We start from the raw sequence: 21,406 nt of genomic DNA on the forward strand, positions 1-21,406 counted from the left end.
CACTGCCGGACCGGGTTGGAACGAGGACACGAGCCGTGCTTCACCTGCGCGTCATCTGCCCCGCTGGACGAACCGAGACCGTGCTCGCCGCGTTGCGCGCGCAGCCGGGTGCGACGCACCTGACGATCGCCCGCGGCGGCGCGCTGGACCCGCCGGGGGACCTGATCGAGGCCGATGTGGCCAGGGAGGCCGCCGACGACGTACTCGACGCCATCGGAGCGGCGGAACTCGGCGAGGACGGGGCGGTCGTGCTCACCGACGCGGGCACCACGATCTCCGAACGCGCCGAGCGGGCCGAGGAGTCCGCTCCCGGGGAAGGGTCCGACGCCGTGGTGTGGGACCAGCTGATCGCCAACACCGGCGAGGAGTGCAGGCTCAACGGCACCTTCCTGGCGTTCCTGTCCATCGCGTGCCTGCTGGGCGCGGTGGGCGTGGTGACCGACTCCCCGGTGACCATCGTCGGCGCGATGGTCGTCGGCCCCGAGTTCGGGCCGCTGGCCGCGCTGGCGGTGGGGCTGGTGTGCCGCCGGTGGCTGCTGGTGCGGCGGGCCGCGGTCGCGCTCGCCGTCGGTTTCCCGGTGGCGATGGGCGTGACCGCGCTGGCGACGCTGGCGGGCAAGTGGACCGGGCTGATCGACGCGAGCAGCCTGCCGACCGGAGGTCAGGTGTCGTTCGTCTACACCGTCGGCTGGTCGTCGCTGATCGTGGCGCTGCTCGCCGGAGCGGCCGGGATGCTCTCGCTGACCTCGGCGAAGTCGGCGGCGCTGGTCGGGGTGTTCATCTCGGTGACCACGGTTCCCGCCGCCGGCTACTCGGTGGTGGCGTTGCTGCTCCGGGACTGGGGACAGGCCGTGGGGTCAGCCACCCAGTTGGTTGTCAACCTGGTGGGGATCGTGCTGGCCGGGGTCCTCGTGCTGCTGGTGCGCGGCGCACCCGAGCGCGCCGAGGACCGGGTGCGCACCCGCGAACTGTCGTAACTCCTTGCGCGGAGGGGTAAACAGGAAGGCGGTTGCGTGTTCGTCGTTGTCGTGCAACGTGGGCGGTACGGGGCTCCGTCATCGTCCAAGGGGGCCGCTCGGTGGTTGGAGCAAAGGAGGAGAACCGCCTGGCGAACACACAGCGCTTACGGTTTACCACCAGCTGTGTGTCACTTGACCGGTCATGCCCGTTCGGGTTCGGGCAGTGGGGGTAGGGTCTGGAGACGATGAGCGTGGAGATCACCACCGGCCCGCCGGAGGTCCGCATCCCTGCGAGCACGGAGGTGACCGACACCGTCGGCACCGCGGAAGCCGTGCTCAGCAGGCGTACCGGGGCCGCGGTGCGGCTCGCCGATGCCGAGGACCTCGGCGGCAGCGACCGTTCGGTCGTGATGCGGGTCCGGGTTGCCGAGTCCCCCTTCGAGCTGCCGCGGACCCTCGTGGTCAAGCACTACGGGGAGTGTCCGGAGTCGGCCCGGTCCGATCCGTTCGCGCACGAGGCGGCCAGCTGTCAGCTGTCGACCTCGCTGCCGCCGGAGATGCGGGTCGGGCCCGAGCTGATCGCCCACGACGTCAACGAGCGCCTGCTGGTGCTGGAGGACCTCGGACGCGGCTCGACGCTGGCCGACGTCCTGTTCGGCGAGGACCCCCGCGCCGCCGAGCGCGCGCTGCTGTCGTGGGCGCGGGCGCTGGGACGGCTGCACACCACGATGGCGGGCAGCGAGCCGGACTTCGACGCGCTGATGCGGCGGCTGGGCACCAAGTCGTGGACCGACCCGGTGGCCGACGACATCGTGCGCTCGCTGACCGAGCTGCCCGAGCTGCTGGACCAGATCCTCGGCGTGCGGACCTCGCCCGCGGTCGTCGAGCGGCTGACCAGCGCGGCCGAACTCCTCGGGCAGAGCAGGTACCGCTCGTTCAGCCCGTCCGACATCTGCCCGGACAACAGCCTGGTCACCGGGACCGGGGTGCGGTTCCTGGACTTCGAGTGGGGCTGCGTGCGCGACGTCGCGCTCGACGCGGCGTACCTGCAGTACCCGTTCCCGTCCTCGTGGTGCTCCTACGCGCTGCCGGACAACCTGGCCGAGGGCATGTTGTCGACCTGGCGCTCGGAGATCGTGGAGGTGTGGCCGGAACTCGACGACGACGAGGTCCTGCTGCCGCGCCTGTTCGACGCGCAGCTGCTGTGGGTCTGGGTGTCGACGTGGTGGTTCCTGCCGCGCACCGGTGAGACCGACCGGCCGATCGACCTGCACATGCCCTCGCCGCGCCGCAGCACGGCGCTGGTGGACCGCTGGCGGCACCTGCGCACCGATGCCGAGGCCGCGGGCATGACCGAGCTCGTCGACCACGCAGGCCGGCTGGTGGACGCGCTCGTGGACCGCTTCGGGGCGGGAGCGCTGCACCTGCTCCCGTACCCGGCGTTCCGGACCGAGTAGCGACCGCTTGCTCGAAGACCAGGTGGAACGCGCCGCGGTGGCGACCTGGCCCGCGTCGACCGTCGAGCGGGCGGACGGCTGGTTCCTGCGGCACTGCGAGGTGGTCCGCCGCAAGCGCTCCAACTCGGCGCTGCCTCCTGCCGTGATCGCGGACGTGGGGTCGGCGGTCGAGGCGGTGGAGGGTTTCTACGCCGAGCGCGGGTGCCGTCCGGTGGTGCAGGTGAGCCCGTTGGAGCGGCACGGGGAGCTCGACGGCTTCCTCGCCGGGCGCGGCTACCGCGCGGTGTCGGAGACCGAGGTGATGGTGGCCGACGTCGAGCCGGTCGCGGCTGCTGAGCCCGGGCTGGAGGTCCGGCTGGAGGCCGATCCGCACGAGTCGTGGTTCGCGGCGTGCGCGGCGGTCGGGCAGCCGGTGGAGCCGGGGCTGGACGCGATGGCCGGGCCCGCCGGGTTCGCGGTCGCGGTGGAGGACGGCGTGGCCGCGGGCGTCGGGCTGTTCGCGGTTTCCGGTTCCTGGTGCGGGGTTTACTGCATGGCCACGGCCGAGTCCCGGCGCAGGCGCGGGGTCGCCGGCTCGGTGCTGCGCGCGGGCGCGCGCTGGGCGGCCGGAGCGGGCGCGCGGCGGCTGTTCCTCCAGGTCGAGGCGGACAACCCCGGCGCGCGGGCGCTGTACGAGAAGGCGGGGTTCCGGCGCTCGCACGGTTACCACTATCGGGTCGGGTAATCGTCTGGTCCGCTTGGGTGACGCGTCGCGGTTCGCCCGGCACGCTGCGTTAGCTCGATCACACTTTTCCCGCCGTCCTACCCGCCAGTACCCCCGCGGACAGCCCCCGACCCCGTTCCGCGAGGGCCCTTTGGGGTGAATTTGCAGGTGACGGGCGTGTTGTCGAATGAACATTTCTTCATTCGGCGGACCCCGCTCATCTCAACCGAGACTTGCGGACCAACCGCCTATATCGGATACCTTGAGTTCAACGTTTTGATACCTCCGCCCCCTACTCTCGACGAGGAGATCGGGGGCGGCATCAGTCGCGTTTCATATCGTGGGAGGAACCGGTGGTCGGGCTGCTTTGGGGCACTGTGAGAGCGGGTATATTCCTGCTTTTCGTGGTGTTGCTGGCTGTCGTCGGCCCCCAGTCCTCGGCCGTCGCCGGGCCGGTGGCGCAGTCGGCGCCGTCGACATCGGAAGAGAAGAACGAGCACCGGGAGAGCCAGAAGCACCGCGAGCGGCTGCCCGGAATCACCTTCCACCGGAGGGACTTCGAGCCGGCCGAGCGCGGCCACAGGCCGCTTCCGGGGAGCATGCAGCACGGTGTGGCCGACCGGCTGCGCCCGCTGGCCGTGCCTCCCTCAAGAAATTCCAAACCGCACGAGAAGTGCTTCAGAGAACTCCACTCACCCGCCGCTCTCCAGGTGTTCCGGCACTGAGGTAACCCGCCCGAAACACGGGCGTTGCGTGCCGACAACAACACTGTTCACCTTGAGTGGGGCGAGCAATGAATTTCGAGCACTTCGTGCACCACGCACGTCGTCACCCGAGCATGCTGCCGGCCGACCAGCGCCGCCAGCTGGCCGCCGGACAGCAGCCCGCAGCCTTGTTCATCGGCTGCTCCGATTCGCGGGTCATCCCTTCCCAGATCACCGGTGCCGAACCCGGAAAACTGTTCGAGCTGCGCACTGCGGGGAATATCGTTCCGGCGTACAAGCCGGATTCCGGGTCGAGTGAAATGGGCACGATCGAATACGCCGTGCTGGTGCTCGGCATCCCGGAGATCATCGTGTGCGGGCACTCGCACTGCGGCGCGGTCACCGCGCTCACCGCGGCCGGACGCGGCCTGGACCAGCTGCCCGCGCTGCGGACCTGGCTGGGCACCGACGCGTCCACCGAACCGGCGGAGCCGTCGGACGGTGTCCGGATGGAGAGCAAGCGCCACCTGCGGGCCCAGCTCAGGACCCTGTACGACTACCCGTTCGTGCGGGAGCGGGTCGAGGCGGGCACGTTGCGCGTGCACGGCTGGTTCTACGAGATCGACACCGGCCTGGTCTACGTCTGCCCGAGCGACCTGAGGTCGGACTCGGACTTCCTCCCGCTCTGATCCCTGGCGGCGATCCCGCCGCACGACCAACCACCACCGGGGCACGCCCGCGCGATCAAAGGTGCGGGCGCGCTTCCGCATTCCCTTTTTCCGAAAACCTCCCAATTTGGAGTGCATTCATGTCTACGCATGTCGAGGCGCCGCGTCCCGCGGTGCGGCGAAGTGCGCCGCGTTGGCCGAAGGAATCGTTCGGTGCCGATCTCGGTGCTTCTCTCGTGGTGTTCCTCGTGGCGCTGCCGCTGTGCGTCGGCGTGGCCGTCGCCTCCGGTGTCCCGGCCGAGCTGGGGATCATCACCGGTGTTGTCGGCGGCATCGTCGTCGGCCTGCTGCCGGGGAGCACGATGCAGGTCAGCGGCCCCGCCGCGGGGCTGACCGTGCTGGTCGCGTCGGCGGTGGGCCAGCACGGCCTGGCCGCGCTCGGGGTGATCGTGCTCGGCGCGGGTGTCCTGCAGATCCTGATGGGCGTGTCCCGGATCGGTTCCTGGTTCCGGGCGATCTCGCCGTCGGTGGTGCAGGGGATGCTGGCCGGGATCGGGCTGGTGCTGATCCTGGGCCAGATCTACCCCGTCGGCGGCCTGCCGCAGCCGGCCCACACGCCGGAGAAGTTCGCGGGCATCCCCGATCTCGCCATCACCGCGCTGACCACGCCGGTCGGCCTGAGCGGGCTGTTCCTCGCGGTGCTGACCCTGGTCGTGATCTCGCTGTGGGGCCGCCTGCCCGAGAAGGTCCGCCTGGTCCCGGGGGCGCTCATCGCGGTCGTCGTCGCTTCCGCGGTGGCACTGGTGGCGGCGCTGCCGGTGAAGAAGATCGAGGTCGGCTCCTTGCTGGAGGCGATCAACCCACCCACCGCCTGGGGCGGACTGCTCGACCCGGCGCTGCTCGGCTCGATGCTCACCTTCGCGTTGATCGCCTCGGCGGAGAGCCTGTTCAGCGCCGCGGCGGTGGACCGGATGCACAACGGCCCGAAAACCCAGTACAACAAGGAACTCGTCGCCCAGGGCGCGGGCAACGCGGTGTGCGGTCTGCTTGGCGCGTTGCCGATGACAGCGGTGATCGTGCGCAGCTCGGCCAACGTCCAGGCGGGTGCGCGGACCAAGCTGTCCCGCGTGCTGCACGGCTGCTGGCTGCTGCTGTTCGTGATGCTGCTGCCCGGGGTGCTCAACTTCATCCCGACCGCCGTCCTGGCCGCCCTGCTGATCCAGGCCGGCTGGAAGCTGCTGGAGCTCAAGCAGGTCGTCGCGCTGGTGCGCGAGCACAAGTCGGAGGCGTTCGTCGTGGTGCTGACCGCAGGCATGATCGTGGCCACCGACCTGCTCATCGGCACCCTCGTCGGCCTCGGCGTCGCGATCCTGAAGACCGCGCTGGAGATGTCGCGGTTCTCCGTGGAGCACCACCACCGCGAGGACCACGTGCGCGTCGAGTTCGGCGGCAACGCGACCTTCCTGCGGCTGCCCCGGCTGCTCGACCACCTCGAGCGGCTGCCCGACGGCAAGCACGTGCACCTGGACATGACCATGGTCCGCCACCTCGACCGCGCCTGCCACCAGGCCGTCGAGCACTGGGCCGCTCAGCGCAGGCGCAGCCAGGACAGCGTCGAGGTCGCGCTGCCCGCGAGGACCGGCTGACCGGGGCCGTCGTGGGTGCCCGGTAGCGTCGGCGGGGTGAGTGAGGGCCTGTTCGACGAAGGGCTGTTCGGCGCCGAGACCGAGGACCGGGCAGGCGAGCGGTTGGCCGAGAACGCGCCGCTGGCGGTGCGGATGCGGCCCCGGTCGCTGGACGAGGTGGTCGGCCAGGACCACCTGCTGGGGCCGGGGGCCCCGCTGCGCAGGCTGGTCGAGGGCGCGGCCCCGGCGTCGGTGCTGCTGTACGGGCCGCCGGGGACCGGGAAGACGACGCTGGCGAACCTGGTGTCCCGGGCGACCGGGCGCCGGTTCGCGGCGCTGTCGGCGCTGTCGTCCGGGGTGAAGGAGGTCCGGGCGGTCATCGAGGAGGCCAGGCGCAGGCTCGGCCGGTCGGGCGAGTCGACGGTCCTGTTCATCGACGAGGTGCACCGCTTCTCCAAGACGCAGCAGGACGCGCTGCTCGGCGCGGTCGAGGACCGCACGGTGCTGCTGGTGGCGGCGACCACGGAGAACCCGTTCTTCTCCGTGGTCGCCCCGCTGCTTTCGCGGTCGCTGGTGCTGCAACTGCGCAGCCACGGCGACGAGGACATCCGCGAGCTGCTGTGCCGCGCGGTCACCGACGAGCGAGGTCTGGGCGGTGCGCTGCGGCTGGCCGACGACGCCGAGGCGCACCTGGTGTCGCTGGCCGGGGGAGACGCGAGGCGGGCGCTGACCGCGCTGGAGGCGGCGGCCGAGTCGGCCACCTCCACCGGCGCGGACGTGATCGACCTGGCGACCGTCGAAGCCACCGTCGACCGCGCGGCGGTGCTCTACGACCGCGGCGGCGACCAGCACTACGACGTGGTCAGCGCGTTCATCAAGTCGATCCGCGGGTCCGATGTGGACGCCGCGCTGCACTACCTGGCCAGGATGGTCGAGGCGGGGGAGGACCCGCGGTTCATCGCCCGCAGGCTCGTCGTGCACGCCAGCGAGGACATCGGCCTGGCCGACCCGACGGCGTTGCAGGCCGCGGTCGCCGCCGCGCACGCGGTCCAGTTCATCGGCATGCCGGAGGGCAGGCTCGTGCTGGCGCAGGCCACCATCCACCTGGCCACCGCACCGAAGTCCAACGCGGTGACGACGGCGATCGAGGAAGCGATCGGCGACGTCCGCGCGGGCAAGGCGGGCCCGGTGCCCCCGCACCTGCGCGACGGTCACTACGCGGGCGCGAGCAAGCTCGGCAACGCGCAGGGCTACCGCTACCCGCACGAGAAGCCGGAGGGCGTGCTGCGCCAGCAGTACCCGCCGGACGAGCTGGTCGGACGGGACTACTACCGCCCCACCGGCCGCGGCGCGGAGCGCACGCTCGGCGAGCGCGTGCCGAAGCTGCGCGACATCGTGCGCGGCGGATCTGGCGGGTAGGCAGGGCTTCAAGGCGGGTCGGGCACCAAGTCAGAACGGCGAACCTCAGAGCCCACGCGCCCGGCCGCGAAGTCCCCAACCGAACCGGCAAACCCGCTTCGGTCCAGGAGACCTGCCGGGGGTCTGGGGCCAACCGCGCTCAACACCGCGGACACACCCAATCCCCGGTCCCCTGCACGGGAATCATCGGCCCCCCGCAGATGGGACAGGTCTGGTTGCCGAGTCCGCCGGTCGGGGACCGCCGGGAGCGGTCGGCGACCGGCGCAGTGAAGTCCGCGTCGCTCATGTGGAAACACCATGCCGTTCCCGGTGGTGCGCGGTCGATCGCCCGGAATGCCGCAGCCGTGGCACCGGGCGGGCGTTGCTGGACCTCAACACCGAACCCCTCCTGATCAGGTTGGGCCGAACCTCCGGTCGCTCGGGCCGGACGCGAACAGCAAGTTGATCAATCAATCATCGGCCGCTGCGCCTGGCTGCCGGAGCACGCGTGCGGTGGTTCTTGAGTAGTGAAACCGGGGGAACGGCGACCACGTACGGCAGCCGGGCCCGGGTAGATTCGCGCTGCCCGGCACGGCGACGACAGGAGTTTCGGAGTGGACAGGCGGATCGTGGTCACCAGGACCGTGCCGGAGCTGGCCCTGGAGATCCTGCGGGCGGCAGGGGAAGTCGTGGTCTGCGGCCAGGACCGGCCGCTGACGGCCGACGAGCTGAAGGAGGCGGTCCGGGGCGCGCACGGCGTCGTCGCGATGCTGCACGACCGGGTGGACGGCTCGGTTGCCGAGGCCGCGGGCCCGCAGCTGGAGGTCGTTGCCAACGTCGCGGTCGGCTACGACAACATCGACGTCGAGGCGCTCGCCCGGCACCGGGTGGTCGTGACCAACACCCCCGGCGTGCTCGTCGACGCGACCGCGGACCTCGCGCTCGGCCTGCTGCTGGCCGTCACCCGCAGGCTCGGCGAGGGCGAGCGGCTGCTGCGCGCCCGCGAACCCTGGACCTTCCACCTCGGTTTCATGCTCGGCACCGGGCTTCAGGGCAAGACGCTCGGCATCATCGGCCTCGGGCAGATCGGCCAGGCGGTCGCGCGCCGCGCCAGGGCTTTCGGCATGCGGATCGCCTACACCGGCCGCCGCCGCGCGGACGCCGCCGTCGAAGCCGAGCTCGACGCGCGCTTCCTCGGCCAGGACGAGCTGCTGCGCGACTCGGACATGGTGTCGGTGCACTGCCCGCTGACCGAGCAGACCCGGCACCTGATCGACGAGCGCGCGCTGCGGCTGATGAAGCCCACAGCAGTGCTGGTCAACACCAGCCGCGGCCCGGTGGTCGACGAGAAGGCGCTGGCGTCCGCGCTGCGCGAGGGCCGCATCGGCGGCGCCGCGCTGGACGTCTTCGAGCACGAGCCCGACGTCGATCCGGGGCTGCTGGAGCTCGACAACGTCGCGCTCGCGCCGCATCTCGGTTCGGCGACGATCGAGACCCGGACCGCGATGGCCGAGCTCGCCGCGCGCAACGTGGCAGCCGTGCTCGGAGGGAAACCGCCGGTCACGCCGGTCACCGGGTAATCGGCGGGCGGTCACCCACCCGGCGCACGCTGTTCGGTAACCTGACCGCGATCACCCCACCGGCGCGAACGCCGGTGGTCGACAAAACCACGTGGAAAACGGGAGGGCACGTGACGCCCACGCAGATCGCCGCACTGATCGCAGCCGGCGCGTTCGTGCTGCTGGTCGTGCTGGTGGCGATCCCGCTGGTCAAGCTCGGCCGCACGCTGGACGAGGCGACCATCGCGATCCGCAAGGCGCACGAGAACTCCGACCCGCTGTTCACCGGCGCGAACACGACGCTCACCCACGTCAACACCCAGCTGGAGCGGGTCGACGGCATCACCGCCAACGCCAAGACCGTCAGCGGCAACGTCTCGGCCCTGTCTTCGCTGTTCACGGCTACACTGGGTGGCCCGTTGGTGAAGACTGCGGCCTTCTCCTACGGGGTCAGCAAGGCGCTGCGGGCCCGCCGCAAGCGCAAGCAGGAGCCCGTCGGCAGGCACTCCCGCCGCAAGGGTGGTCGCAAGTGAGGCGCATGTTCTGGTTCGGAGCCGGCGTGGCCGCCGGGGTGGCGATCAGCCGCAAGCTCGGCGAGACCGCCCGCAAGGCCACGCCCACCGGCATGGCCGAGCAGCTCGGCGGCGCGATGCGCGAACTCGCCGGTGCGGTCGGGTCGTTCGGCGCTGACGTGCGCGCCGGGATGAGTGAACGCGAGCAGGAGCTGCAGGAAGTGGTCGAGCAGGCCGACGGCCGCTACGCCAGGGTGGACGACGACGCCCGCCGGGCGGACCGGCGAGCTCGCCGGGCGGGACGCTGACGCCCGACGCGCCCGCGCGTCCCGCCGCCTCCACGCCCGGCCACTCGCCCTCCACCGAAGGATTCACCGTGCAGACCCACGAGATCAACAACCGCTTCACCGAGCACTTCCGGTCCACCGGACACACCGTCGTGCCCAGCGCCTCGCTGATCCTCGACGACCCGACGCTGCTGTTCGTCAACGCGGGCATGGTGCAGTTCAAGCCCTACTTCCTGGGCGAGGCCCCGGCGCCGTACCCGAAGGCCACCAGCATCCAGAAGTGCGTGCGCACCGGTGACATCGACGAGGTCGGCAAGACCACCCGGCACAACACGTTCTTCCAGATGGCGGGCAACTTCTCCTTCGGCGACTACTTCAAGGAAGGCGCCATGGAGCACGCCTGGAAGCTGGTCACCGGCTCCCAGGCCGACGGCGGCTACGGCTTCGACCCGGAGCGGCTGTGGGTCACCGTGTTCGAGCACGACCACGAGGCCGCCGACCTGTGGAAGAAGGTCGCCGGGCTGCCCGCCGAGCGGATCCAGGTCCGCGACGCCAAGGACAACTACTGGGACATGGGCGTGCCCGGTCCCGGCGGTCCCTGCTCGGAGATCTACTACGACCGCGGCGCCAAGTACGGCAGGGAGGGCGGTCCGGTCGTCGACGAGGACCGCTACATCGAGATCTGGAACCTGGTGTTCATGCAGGACATCAGGGGTGAGCTGCCGCCGAAGGAAGGCCACCCGCCGATCGGCGAGCTGCCGACCAAGAACATCGACACCGGCATGGGCGTGGAGCGGGTCGCCTGCCTGCTGCAGGGCGTGGAGAACGTCTACGAGACCGACCTGGTCCGCCCGGTCATCGCCAAGGCCGAGGAGCTGTCCGGCCGCCGCTACGGCGCGAGCCACGAGGACGACGTCCGCTTCCGCGTGATCGCCGACCACGCGCGCTCCGGCGTGATGCTCGTCGGCGACGGCGTCACCCCCGGCAACGAGGCCCGCGGCTACGTGCTGCGCCGCCTGCTGCGCCGCATCGTGCGCTCGACCCGCCTGCTCGGCGTGCACGAGCCGGTGCTGGGCGAGTTCGCGGCCGTCGTGCGCGACGCGATGGCGCCGAGCTACCCGGAGCTGGTCACCGAGTTCGACCGCATCGACTCGGTGATGCGCAACGAGGAGGACGCGTTCCTGGCGACGCTGACCGCCGGTTCGAAGATCTTCGACCTGGCGGTGGCCGACACCAAGAAGGCCGGTGGTACCCAGCTGGCCGGTGCCAAGGCGTTCCAGCTGCACGACACCTACGGCTTCCCGATCGACCTGACCCTGGAGATGGCCTCCGAGCAGGGCCTGACGGTCGACGAGCGCGGCTTCCGCGACCTGATGGCCGAGCAGCGCCGCCGGGCCAAGGAGGACGCCAAGTCCCGCAAGTCCGGCCACGGCGACCTGTCGACCTACCGGACGCTGCTGGACGAGCACGGCACCACCGAGTTCCTCGGCTACACCGATCTCCAGTCGGAGAGCCGGGTGCTGGGCCTGCTCGTCGACGGCGTCCCGGCGCGGTCGGCCGCCGCCGGTACCGAGGTCGAGCTGATCCTGGACCGCACCCCGTTCTACGCCGAGGGCGGTGGCCAGATCGCCGACACCGGGCGGCTGACCGGCCCCGGCGTCGAGATCCAGGTGCTCGACGTGCAGAAGGCGGTGCCGGGCCTGTTCGTGCACAGGGCGAAGGTCGTCTCGGGTGAGCTCGGGGTGGACACCACCCTGGAGGCCGCCGTCGACAGCGCCCGCAGGCGCGCGATCGAGCGGTCGCACTCGGCGACGCACCTGGTGCACGCGGCGGTGCGCAGCGCCTATGGCAAGCGCGCGGCGCAGGCCGGTTCGCTGAACTCGCCGGGCCGGATGCGCTTCGACTTCACCGCCCCGGCCGCGGTCTCGGGCAGCGTGCTCACCGGGGTCGAGGAGGAGGTCAACGACTACCTCCAGAACGACGTCGAGGTGCGGTCCTACACCACGACCATGGACCGGGCGATGGAGCTCGGCGCGGTCGCGCTGTTCGGCGAGAAGTACGGCGACCAGGTCCGCGTGGTCGACATGGGCGATTACTCCCGCGAGCTGTGCGGTGGTACGCATGTCGGCCGCATCGGAGAGCTGGGCGTGGTCAAGCTGGTGGCGGACTCGTCGGTCGGCTCCGGCGTGCACCGGGTCGAGGCGCTGGTCGGCATGGACGCGATGCGCCACATCAGCAAGGAGCACCTGCTGGTCAGCCAGCTGGCCGAGCAGTTCAAGGTGCCCGCCGAGGAGCTGCCGGAGCGCATCGCGGGCGTGGTGAGCAGGCTGCGCAGCGCGGAGAAGGAACTCCAGCAGCTGCGGGTCGCCCAGGTGCTGCAGTCGGCGGGTGACCTCGCGGGCAAGGGCACCGACGTCCACGGCGTCACGCTGGTCGCCGAGCAGGTGCCGGACGGCGTCGACGGCGGCGCGCTGCGCGCGCTGGCCGGCGAGATCCGCGGCAGGCTGGGCTCGCGGCCCGCGGTGGTCGCGCTGTTCTCCGCCGACGGCGACAAGGTCAGCTTCGTGGTCGGCGTCAACCAGCCGGCGCAGGACCTCGGCCTCAAGGCCGGGAAGCTGGTGCCCTCCTTCGCCGCCGCGGTCGGCGGCCGGGGCGGCGGCAAGCCGGACATGGCGCAGGGCGGCGGCACCGAGCCCGCGGGCATCGGCTCCGCGATCAGCGCGCTGCGCGCGGAACTCGACCAGGCGGTGGCTCGGGGGTGACCTCGCCGGGACCGGGACGCCGGCTGGGTGTGGACGTCGGCGCGGTGCGCGTCGGCGTCGCCCTCAGCGATCCCGCGCCGATGCTGGCGACCCCGCTGGTGACGTTGAAACGGGACGCCGACGGCGGCAGCGACCTCGCCGAGCTGGCCGCGCTCGTGGCCGAGCACGAGGTGGTCGAGGTCGTGGTCGGGATGCCCAAGACGCTGGCAGGCCGGCACGGCCCGGCGGCGGAGGCGGCGCAGGCCTACGGCCGGGAGTTGGCACGGCGGATCGCCCCGGTGCCGGTGGTGTTCAGCGACGAACGGCTCACCACGGTTACCGCCAGTCGGATGCTGAGCAAGCGCGGTGTTCGCGGTAAGAAGCAACGGGCCGTGGTGGACCAGGCCGCCGCGGTCGAGATTCTGCAAGCGTGGTTGGACGGCCGGGGGCAGACGCGAGAGGACCTTTCGTGAGCGACGATCTCGGACTGTTCGCAGACGACTCCGGAGAGCCGCCCCGGCCCAGCGGTCGCAGGCAGGCCCGCGAGGAGCGGGACCGGTTCCGGCGGCGCAGGCGGCGGCGCACGGTGACCGCCCTGGCGGGGCTGTTCGTCCTGCTGCTGGTCGGCGGTGGTGTCGTCTACGGGGCAAGTCAGTTCCTGCAGATCGGCAGGTTCGAGGACTACCCGGGGCCCGGCACCGGTGAGGCCGTGGTCGAGGTGAAGGCGGGCGACACCGTCAGCGCGATCGGCAGCAGCCTCAAGCAGGCGGACGTGGTCGCCAGCACCAAGGCGTTCGTGAAGGCGGCGGAGAACAACCGGCAGATCAACGGCATCCAGCCGGGCTTCTACCTGATGAAGCAGAAGATGTCCGGGCAGGGGGCGGTCGCGCACATCCTGTCGCCCGCGGCCAAGACCGGGCGGGTGGAGATCCGCGGTGGGCAGCGGCTGGAGGACCAGCTGACCCCGGACGGCGGGCACTCGCCGGGAATCCTGACCAAGCTCGCCGACGCGACCTGCGCGGGCGCGGGCAGCAACCAGTGCACGACGCCGGAGCAGATGCACGAGGTCGCCGCGACGGCGGACCTGGCGAGCCTGGGCGTGCCGGAGTGGGCGATCGAGGGTGCGTCGAAGGCCGAGCCCAAGCGCAGGCTCGAAGGTCTGCTGATGCCCGGCATCTACGACGTCAAGCCGGGGGAGAAGCCGGACGAGGTGCTGCGGCAGGTGATCACCAGGTCGGCGGCGCTGCTGGAGGCGGCGGGTCTGCCGCAGGCGGCCGAGGGCACCGGGCACAGCCCGTACGAGGTGCTGATCATCGCCTCGCTGGTGCAGAGCGAGGGGATCGAGGGCGACTTCCCGAAGGTGTCCCGGGTGATCTACAACCGGCTGACGCACCCGGTGATCAAGCTGGGGCTGGACTCCACGATCAACTACCCGCTGGACAAGCCGGTCCTGCTGACCAAGCCGGAGGACCGGAAGCGGCCGGGTCCGTACAACACCTACGAGAACTACGGCCTGCCGCCGACGCCGATCTCGACGGTGAGCAAGGAAGCCGTCGCGGCGGCGGAGAAGCCGGCCGAGGGGACGTGGAAGTACTTCGTGAAGTGCTACCCGGACGGCACGTCCTGCTTCGCCAACAACCAGCAGGAGCACGACGCCTACATCGAGGAGGCCCGCAAACGTGGCGCCTTCTGACCTGCGCAAGGCCGGGGTGGCGGGCAAGCCGATCGAGCACTCGCTGTCCCCGGTCCTGCACGGAGCCGCCTACGCCGAACTCGGCCTGGACGGCTGGACCTACGAGCGGATCGAGGCGGATGCCGAAGCACTGCCGGGTCTGGTCGCCGGTCTCGGCCCGGAGTGGGCGGGGCTGTCGGTGACGATGCCGGGCAAGCGGGCGGCGCTCGAACTGGCCGACTCGGTCACCGAACGAGCGGCGGCAGTGGGAGCGGCCAACACCCTGACCCGCCGCGCGGACGGCACCTGGGCGGCGGACTGCACCGACGTCGAAGGCGTCACCGGCGCCCTGCGAGCGGCCGGAGGCTTCACCACGGGTCACCGCGCACTGCTGCTGGGCGCGGGCGGCACCGCAGCCGCAGCGCTGGCGGGCTTCGCGGAGCTGGGAATCCGCGAAGTCACCCTCGCGGTCCGCGAGCCCGCGCGAGCGGGCGAGGCGCTGGAGACCGCGGAGCGGGTCGGCCTGCGGATCCGGACGGAGCGGCTCGACGAAGTCGACCTCGCGGAGGAGGCGAAGGCCGCCGACGTCGTGGTGTCGACGTTGCCAGCAGGAGCGGTCGACGCCCACGCCGCGCAGCTCGCGACGGCGGAATGCGTACTCGACGTCGTGTACCACCCGTGGCCAACACCGCTGGCAAGCGCGGTCGAAGCGGCCGGAGGCCGCTTGGCGACAGGCCTGGACATGCTGCTGCACCAGGCCTTCGGCCAGGTCGAACAGTTCACCGGCCGGACGGCTCCCCGCAAGGCCATGCGCGACGCGCTGGCAGCAGCCACAGGCGACACAGTGCCGCTCCCGCTGTAAGCAAGGAGCAGGTGGGCCGACAAGGCGAACGCGCCCAGCAAACGTCCCCACCCACAAGGGCGGGGTTTGGTTCTCATCCCGTCGACCTGGCAAAGCCCGATCAGGCCGTGTCAAGGGGGCACAGACAAGAAGACCGCAGCGTGCCAACACAAACCGGCCCCCTTGACGCGGTCTGATAGCCCTCCGTGGAGGTCGACGGGATGAGAACCACCCCAACCGAACCGCAGCGGACCGCCCCCACTCATCCCGGAGACCTGCCGGGGGTCTGGGGGCGGCGAGCGCCCCAGAACCACGAGCTCAAAAGAACCCGAACCGGCAGAGCCGCTTCGGCCCCGGAAACCACCTACGCAACGGAACCCGAACCGCCAAACCCGCCTCGGCCCCCCACGTACTCAGCCAAGTGCCGCCCGGTCAAAGTCCCCCGAGAAGCGACGAGCCCCGCCGGAGTCCCCTCGAAAACGACCCGCCCCCCGTCGTGCCCGGCGCCGGGCCCGAGGTCGACGATCCAGTCGGCGTGCGCCATGACGGCCTGGTGGTGCTCGATCACGATGACCGACTTCCCGGCGTCGACGAGCCGGTCGAGCAGCCCGAGCAGGTGCTCCACGTCGGCGAGGTGCAGACCCGTGGTGGGCTCGTCGAGCACGTAGATCCCGCCCTTCTCGCCCATGTGCGTGGCGAGCTTGAGCCGCTGGCGCTCGCCGCCGGACAGCGTGGTGAGCGGCTGCCCGAGCCGGAGGTAGCCCAGCCCCACCTGGTCCATCCGCTCCAGGATCCGGTGCGCGGCCGGGGTGCGGGCCTCGCCCGCGCCGAAGAACTCCTCGGCCTGGGCCACCGACATCGACAGCACCTCGCTGATGTCGCGCCCGCCGAACCGGTACTCCAGCACCGACGCCTGGAACCGCCTGCCCTCGCACTCCTCGCAGGTGGTGGCGACCCCGGCCATCATCGCCAGGTCGGTGTAGATGACGCCCGCGCCGTTGCAGTTGGGGCAGGCGCCCTCGGAGTTGGCGCTGAACAGCGCCGGCTTCACGCCGTTGGCCTTGGCGAACGCCTTGCGGATCGGGTCGAGCAGCCCGGTGTAGGTCGCCGGGTTGCTCCGCCGCGAACCGCGGATCGCGGCCTGGTCGATCGAGACCACGCCCGCGTCCGCGGGGATCGACCCGTGCACCAGTGAGCTCTTGCCCGACCCGGCGACGCCGGTGATCACGCAGAGGACGCCCAGCGGGATGTCGACGTCGACGTCCTGGAGGTTGTGCGCGTTCGCGCCGCGGATCTCCAGCGCGCCGGTAGGCTTGCGCACCTCGTCCTTGAGCCGCGCGCGGTCGTCGAGATGCCGACCGGTGAGCGTGCCGCTCTCGCGCAGTCCCTCGACCGTGCCCTCGAAGCAGACCGTGCCGCCCTCGGTCCCGGCGAGCGGGCCCAGGTCCACGACGTGGTCGGCGATCGCGATCGCCTCCGGCTTGTGCTCGACCACGAGCACGGTGTTGCCCTTGTCCCGGAGTCTGAGGAGCAGGTCGTTCATCCGCTGGATGTCGTGCGGGTGCAGCCCGATGGTCGGCTCGTCGAAGACGTAGGTGGTGTCGGTGAGCGAGGACCCGAGGTGGCGGATCATCTTGACCCGCTGCGCCTCGCCGCCGGACAGCGTGCCCGACGGCCGGTCCAGCGACAGGTAACCCAGCCCGATCTCGACGAACGAGTCGAGGGTGTGGCGCAGCGTTGTGAGCAGCGGCGCCACCGACGGCTCGGCGAGCCCGCGGACCCACTCGGCCAGGTCGTTGATCTGCATCGCGCACGCGTCGGCGATGTTGACCCCGTCGATCCGCGACGAGCGGGCCGGTTCGGCGAGCCGGGTGCCGTCGCACTCGGGGCAGGCGGTGAAGGTGATGGCCCGGTCCACGAACGCCCGGATGTGCGGCTGCATCGACTCCCGGTCCTTGGCCAGGAACGACTTCCGGATCCGCGGGATCAGGCCCTCGTAGGTCACGTTGACGTTGTCGACCTTGATCCTGGTCGCCTCCTTGTGCAGGAGGGCGTCGAGCTCCTTGCGGGTGTAGTCGCGGATCGGTTTGTCCGGGTCGAGGAAGCCGGAACCCATGTAGATGCGGCCGTACCAGCCGTCCATGCTGTAGCCGGGGATGGTCAGCGCGCCCTCGGCGAGTGACTTGCTGTCGTCGTAGAGCTGGGTCAGGTCGAAGTCCGAGACCGAGCCCCTGCCTTCGCAGCGCGGGCACATGCCGCCGGTGATGCTGAAGCTGCGGCGTTCCTTCACGGTCCGCCCGCCGCGCTCCAGGGTGACCGCGCCCGCTCCGCTGATCGAGGGGACGTTGAAGGAGAACGCCTGCGGCGAGCCGATGTGCGGCTGCCCGAGCCTGCTGAACAGGATGCGCAGCATCGCGTTGGCGTCGGTCGCGGTGCCGACCGTGGAGCGGGCGTCGCCGCCCATCTGCTCCTGGTCGACGATGATCGCGGTGGTCAGCCCTTCGAGCACGTCGACCTCGGGCCGCGCCAGGGTCGGCATGAAGCCCTGCACGAAAGCGCTGTAGGTCTCGTTGATCAGCCGCTGCGACTCCGCCGCGATCGTGCCGAACACCAGCGAGCTCTTGCCCGAGCCGGAGACCCCGGTGAACACCGTCAGCCGCCGCTTCGGGATCTCGATGCTGACGTCCTTGAGGTTGTTCACGCGCGCGCCGTGCACGCGGATCAGGTCGTGGCTGTCGGCGATGTGCGGTTCGGCCGTGCTCATGGGTTCTCCGTCCGATGGCGCTCCGGGTTCCCAAAACCCGGCGCGGCGGTAGGGGAACCCTATCCGAGTCGGCAGTGTCCACCGGCCGGAACAGAGGGGCAGCGCAACGCAGGCAGGCCCCCGCCCCGGGCGATCCGGGCGGGGGCCTGCCGGGCCGGGGTCAGTTCTCGTCCAGATCGGAACCGACGAGCTCCACGAGGTGGTCCAGCGCGGCGTCGGCGCCGTCGCCCTCGGCGGAGAGCACGACCTCGTCGCCGTGGGCCGCGCCCAGCGTCATCAGGCCCAGGATGCTGCCCGCCTCCACCGGCTGCGTGTCGTCCTTGCGGATGGTGATCTTCACCGACTGCGCCGCCGCGGCCTTGGCCACCAGGGCCGCGGGACGTGCGTGCAGGCCCACCTTGCTGGCCACCGTGACCCGTCGTTCTGGCATGGGTCCTCCGTTGTCTGGTCGGGGTTGAACGGTCAGTTCCTGGCTGCGCCGTCGGGGTCGGACGCGCCGCTTCCCGCATTGTCCGTGCTGGTCGCGGGGGTCGACGATGTGTCAGTCGTCGCATCCGCGCCCTCGGCCTCGTCCTCCTCGCGACCAGGGGTGCGCAAGTTCCACCTGGTGATGATGAAGCGGAAGAGGAAGTAGTAGACGACCGCGTAGGCCAGGCCGATCGGGATCAGCCACAGCGAGTTCTTCGAGATGCCGAAGTTGAGCACGTAGTCGATCGCGCCCGCCGAGAAGCCGAAGCCGGAGTGGATGTCGAGCGCGTTCACCAGCGCCATCGAGGTGCCGGTGAGCACCGCGTGCACCGCCAGCAGCGGCCAGGCCACGAAGATGAACGAGAACTCCAGCGGCTCGGTGATGCCGGTGAGGAACGCGGTCAGACCGGTCGCCAGCATCACGCCGCCGACCACCTTGCGCTGCGAGGGCTTGGCGCTGCGCCAGATCGCCAGCGCGGCGGCGGGCAGGGCGAACATGAAGATCGGGAAGAAGCCGGTCATGAAGGTGCCCGCGGTCGGGTCACCGGCGAAGAAGCGGGAGATGTCGCCCTTCTCGCCGTGGTAGTCGCCGAACAGGAACCACACGACGTTGTTCGGGATGTGGTGCAGGCCGAAGGGCAGCAGCAGCCGGTTGATCACGCCGTAGATCCCGGCGCCGACCACCGCGCCGCTGGTGACGACGTCGCTGAAGGCGGTCAGGCCGGCGTCGAACAGCGGGTAAAGCAGGCCCATCACCACGCCGACGAACAGCAGCACGACCGAGGTGATGATCGGGACGAACCGGCGCCCGCCGAAGAAGCCCAGGTAGTCGGGGAGCTTGATGCGGTGGTACCGCTGCCACAGCCACGCCGCGACCAGACCGGCCACGATGCCGCCGAGCACGCCGTAGGGGCCCTTGTTGAAGGAGGTGCCCTCCTCGGGCTGGGCGATCTCCCACAGCACCCCGGACAGCACCAGGTACCCGACCGCGGCCGACAGCGCCGTCGACCCGTCGGCCTTCTTGGCGAAGCCGATCGCCACGCCGATGGCGAACAGCAGCGGCAGGTTGTCGAACAGGGCGCCACCGGCCGCGCCCACGATCCCGGAGACCTTCTCCAGACCGGGCACGGCGCCGAGCAGGTCGTCCTGGCCGAGCCGCTGGAGCAGGGCCGCGGCGGGCAGAACGGCGATCGGCAGCATCAGGCTGCGGCCGAGTCTTTGCAGCAGGGCGAACCCCCTGCTGCCCGACGCCTTCGAGGCGCTGGCACTCATCGGTTACCTCCTGGGTGGGCGGGCCCGGCCGGAACTCCTGTCCGGTCGAGTTGCATCGTGACCTGGTACAGATCGCCTCGGTACCAGGACGTCATGTCTTCGACGGGGCGTCCCTGCGCGGTGGAGATCCGGCGGAACACCAGAACGGGGCTGCCCGGCCGGACGCCGAGCAGGCGGGCGGTTTCGGGGTCGGCCCCCTCGGCGAGCACGGTCTGCGTGCCCTGTTCGAGCCGCACGCCGTACCCGCGGTCGAGCAGCGTGTACAGCGACTCGGTCAGCGGCCGGTCGAGCAGGCCGGGCACCCGGTCCGGGTGGTACCAGCCGCGCTCGACGGCCATCGGCTCGCCGTCGGCCTTGCGCAGCCGGAACAGCCAGTAGGCCGGGCGGTCCGGGGGCAGGCCGAGCGCTTCGGCGGTGTCGGCGGGCGGCACCTGCTCGGCGCTGCCGAGCAGTTCGGTCTCCGGGCGCATCCCGCGCCTGCGCATGTCCTCGGTGAACGACGCCAGGTGGAGCGCGGAGTCGATGCGGGGCCGGTTGGTGAAGGTGCCCTTGCCGCGCACCCGCACCAGCACGCCGTCGGCGACGAGCTGGCCGACGGCCTCGCGGACGGTCAGCCGGGAGACGCCGTACCGGCAGGCGAGCTCCCGCTCGGAGGGGACCGGGGAACCGGGCAGCAGCTCGTTGGCGGCCAGTTCCCGCAGGATCTCGCGCAGCTGCACGTGCTTGGGCAGCGGCCCGTCGCCCAGCGCGTCCGGACCGGGTGCCACCCGGTGTTGTGCGGCCACGTCGCCTCCTGCTGGACTGCGCGCGGGCAGCCCGGTCACCGATGCTGCGGGGTCGGGTCGAACCCCGCTCGACCGGTTCTGTTCAGTCCACTCCGGTGGTTGGTACTGTCCGGTCTAAACCAGTCGGATGCGAACAATGCGCGGTGGCGCGAGCGGGTGTCAAGGCGGCGCGGGTTTCGTTGCCGCATCGACACCGAGTGACGCAAGATCGGCTTTGGTCGCGGGCGATGAGGCCCGGACTGGCGATGACGAAGGGAGCACGGGGTGGCTGAGAAGAAGGCCGCCGCGATCCTGGCCGCGCTCGGCGGCGGGGAGAACGTGGTGGAGATCGAGCCGTGCATCACGCGGCTGCGGTGCGAGCTCAAGGACTCCGGCGCGGTCGACGAGGCGGCGCTGAAGTCCGCGGGCGCGCACGGCGTGATGCGGCAGGGCTCGGTCGTCCAGGTGGTCGTGGGTCCGGAGGCGGACTCGCTGGCCGAGGACATCGAGGACTTGTTGTGACCCTGGAAGTGGGCAGCCCGGTCGGCGGCCTGGCTGCCCCGATCGCGGAGGTCCCGGACCCGGTGTTCTCCCAGGCCATGGTCGGCCCGGGGGTCGCGGTCAAGCCGGAGGGGGGCAGCGGGGACGCGGTCGCGCCGATCGCGGGCACGGTCGCCACGCTGCACCCGCACGCCTTCGTGGTCGCCTCGCCGGAGGGCCCGGCGGTGCTGGTGCACCTCGGCATCGACACGGTCAAGCTCAAGGGCGAGGGGTTCACCCTGCACGTGGCCAAGGGCGACCAGGTGGCGGCGGGCCAGCCGATCGTGACCTGGAACCCGACCGAGGTGGAGTCCCACGGCTACTCCTCGATCTGCCCGGTGGTGGCGCTGGACATCGCCGCCGACCGGCTCGCCGACCTGCGCGAGGACGGCCAGGTCGACGCCGGAGACCCCCTGTTCTCCATCAGCGCTTGACGGCCCCGCGGGTCTTCCGGGCGCTGTTCCGGAAGACC

General features: G+C 71.1%; 20 protein-coding genes. 16 read left to right on the forward strand and 4 right to left on the reverse strand.

From position 1 onward, the window contains the following. Positions 1-35 precede the first annotated feature (35 nt). The 14 genes from ABD691_RS20910 to ABD691_RS20975 all read left to right on the forward strand — a co-directional run bounded on the left by ABD691_RS20910 (position 36) and on the right by ABD691_RS20975 (position 15,147). The gene (locus tag ABD691_RS20910; protein ID WP_344682202.1) at positions 36-977 is read left to right on the forward strand and encodes a DUF389 domain-containing protein; all 942 of its coding nucleotides are present in this window, start codon (positions 36-38) and stop codon (positions 975-977) included. Between the two features lie 227 nt (positions 978-1,204). Next, entirely contained in the window at positions 1,205-2,416 is a 1,212-nt protein-coding gene (locus tag ABD691_RS20915) for a phosphotransferase family protein (RefSeq protein WP_344682204.1), read from the forward strand. Between the two features lie 7 nt (positions 2,417-2,423). Continuing rightward, positions 2,424-3,140: a GNAT family N-acetyltransferase gene (locus tag ABD691_RS20920; RefSeq protein WP_344682206.1), complete on the forward strand. Its 717-nt coding sequence runs from the start codon at positions 2,424-2,426 to the stop codon at positions 3,138-3,140. 332 nt (positions 3,141-3,472) lie between these two features. Continuing rightward, positions 3,473-3,844 (forward strand): hypothetical protein, encoded by a 372-nt coding sequence (locus ABD691_RS20925; protein ID WP_344682208.1) that lies wholly within the window; start codon positions 3,473-3,475, stop codon positions 3,842-3,844. A 68-nt stretch (positions 3,845-3,912) separates the two neighbouring features. Continuing rightward, on the forward strand, positions 3,913-4,512 hold the full coding sequence (locus ABD691_RS20930) for a carbonic anhydrase (protein WP_344682210.1): 600 nt from the start codon (positions 3,913-3,915) through the stop codon (positions 4,510-4,512). Between the two features lie 119 nt (positions 4,513-4,631). Continuing rightward, positions 4,632-6,137, forward strand: a complete 1,506-nt coding sequence (locus ABD691_RS20935) for a SulP family inorganic anion transporter (RefSeq protein ID WP_344682212.1) — start codon at positions 4,632-4,634, stop codon at positions 6,135-6,137. Positions 6,138-6,173: 36 nt separating this feature from the next. Then, on the forward strand, positions 6,174-7,535 hold the full coding sequence (locus tag ABD691_RS20940; protein ID WP_344682213.1) for a replication-associated recombination protein A: 1,362 nt from the start codon (positions 6,174-6,176) through the stop codon (positions 7,533-7,535). 593 nt (positions 7,536-8,128) lie between these two features. Beyond that, complete coding sequence (locus tag ABD691_RS20945) at positions 8,129-9,094, forward strand: 2-hydroxyacid dehydrogenase (protein WP_344682215.1); 966 nt, start codon at positions 8,129-8,131, stop codon at positions 9,092-9,094. Positions 9,095-9,204: 110 nt separating this feature from the next. Further along, on the forward strand, positions 9,205-9,606 hold the full coding sequence (locus ABD691_RS20950) for a DUF948 domain-containing protein (RefSeq protein ID WP_344682217.1): 402 nt from the start codon (positions 9,205-9,207) through the stop codon (positions 9,604-9,606). Continuing rightward, positions 9,603-9,893 (forward strand): hypothetical protein, encoded by a 291-nt coding sequence (locus ABD691_RS20955; protein ID WP_344682219.1) that lies wholly within the window; start codon positions 9,603-9,605, stop codon positions 9,891-9,893. The genes ABD691_RS20950 and ABD691_RS20955 overlap by 4 nt, the downstream gene beginning before the upstream one ends. Before the next feature lie 68 nt (positions 9,894-9,961). Next, complete coding sequence (gene alaS / locus ABD691_RS20960; RefSeq protein WP_344682221.1) at positions 9,962-12,634, forward strand: alanine--tRNA ligase; 2,673 nt, start codon at positions 9,962-9,964, stop codon at positions 12,632-12,634. Next, positions 12,631-13,086: a Holliday junction resolvase RuvX gene (gene ruvX / locus ABD691_RS20965; RefSeq protein ID WP_344682223.1), complete on the forward strand. Its 456-nt coding sequence runs from the start codon at positions 12,631-12,633 to the stop codon at positions 13,084-13,086. Before alaS ends, ruvX begins: the two co-directional genes overlap by 4 nt. After that, positions 13,083-14,306: an endolytic transglycosylase MltG gene (mltG, locus tag ABD691_RS20970; RefSeq protein ID WP_344682224.1), complete on the forward strand. Its 1,224-nt coding sequence runs from the start codon at positions 13,083-13,085 to the stop codon at positions 14,304-14,306. Before ruvX ends, mltG begins: the two co-directional genes overlap by 4 nt. Next, positions 14,293-15,147: a shikimate dehydrogenase gene (locus ABD691_RS20975; protein WP_344682225.1), complete on the forward strand. Its 855-nt coding sequence runs from the start codon at positions 14,293-14,295 to the stop codon at positions 15,145-15,147. Before mltG ends, ABD691_RS20975 begins: the two co-directional genes overlap by 14 nt. Positions 15,148-15,490: 343 nt before the next feature. On the opposite strand, the gene ABD691_RS20980 is transcribed toward ABD691_RS20975, so the two are convergent. The 4 genes from ABD691_RS20980 to ABD691_RS20995 all read right to left on the reverse strand — a co-directional run bounded on the left by ABD691_RS20980 (position 15,491) and on the right by ABD691_RS20995 (position 20,415). After that, complete coding sequence (locus ABD691_RS20980) at positions 15,491-17,890, reverse strand: ATP-binding cassette domain-containing protein (protein ID WP_344682226.1); 2,400 nt, start codon at positions 17,888-17,890, stop codon at positions 15,491-15,493. 160 nt (positions 17,891-18,050) lie between these two features. Beyond that, the gene (locus ABD691_RS20985; RefSeq protein WP_344682227.1) at positions 18,051-18,320 is read right to left on the reverse strand and encodes an HPr family phosphocarrier protein; all 270 of its coding nucleotides are present in this window, start codon (positions 18,318-18,320) and stop codon (positions 18,051-18,053) included. A gap of 32 nt (positions 18,321-18,352) precedes the next feature. Then, positions 18,353-19,630: a PTS transporter subunit EIIC gene (locus ABD691_RS20990; RefSeq protein ID WP_344682228.1), complete on the reverse strand. Its 1,278-nt coding sequence runs from the start codon at positions 19,628-19,630 to the stop codon at positions 18,353-18,355. Then, complete coding sequence (locus ABD691_RS20995) at positions 19,627-20,415, reverse strand: GntR family transcriptional regulator (protein ID WP_344682231.1); 789 nt, start codon at positions 20,413-20,415, stop codon at positions 19,627-19,629. The genes ABD691_RS20990 and ABD691_RS20995 overlap by 4 nt, the downstream gene beginning before the upstream one ends. Before the next feature lie 264 nt (positions 20,416-20,679). Between ABD691_RS20995 and ABD691_RS21000 the strand changes: the two genes are divergently transcribed. Both ABD691_RS21000 and ABD691_RS21005 read left to right on the forward strand, forming a co-directional pair. Then, positions 20,680-20,916, forward strand: coding sequence for a PTS sugar transporter subunit IIB (locus tag ABD691_RS21000; protein ID WP_344682233.1), 237 nt, complete (start codon positions 20,680-20,682; stop codon positions 20,914-20,916). Next, complete coding sequence (locus ABD691_RS21005) at positions 20,913-21,368, forward strand: PTS sugar transporter subunit IIA (RefSeq protein WP_344682235.1); 456 nt, start codon at positions 20,913-20,915, stop codon at positions 21,366-21,368. Before ABD691_RS21000 ends, ABD691_RS21005 begins: the two co-directional genes overlap by 4 nt. Positions 21,369-21,406 lie beyond the last annotated feature (38 nt).

This window comes from Saccharopolyspora taberi (assembly GCF_039534165.1).
GTDB lineage: Bacteria > Actinomycetota > Actinomycetes > Mycobacteriales > Pseudonocardiaceae > Saccharopolyspora_D > Saccharopolyspora_D taberi.

Bases quoted from the DNA above. Each gene is read 5' to 3' on its own strand.
- ABD691_RS20990 (WP_344682228.1), bottom strand. From the start codon at position 19,630: ATGAGTGCCAGCGCCTCGAAGGCGTCGGGCAGCAGGGGGTTCGCCCTG.
- ABD691_RS20980 (WP_344682226.1), bottom strand. From the start codon at position 17,890: ATGAGCACGGCCGAACCGCACATCGCCGACAGCCACGACCTGATCCGC.
- ABD691_RS20930 (WP_344682210.1), top strand. From the start codon at position 3,913: ATGAATTTCGAGCACTTCGTGCACCACGCACGTCGTCACCCGAGCATG.
- ABD691_RS20985 (WP_344682227.1), bottom strand. From the start codon at position 18,320: ATGCCAGAACGACGGGTCACGGTGGCCAGCAAGGTGGGCCTGCACGCA.
- ABD691_RS20915 (WP_344682204.1), top strand. From the start codon at position 1,205: ATGAGCGTGGAGATCACCACCGGCCCGCCGGAGGTCCGCATCCCTGCG.
- ABD691_RS20935 (WP_344682212.1), top strand. From the start codon at position 4,632: ATGTCTACGCATGTCGAGGCGCCGCGTCCCGCGGTGCGGCGAAGTGCG.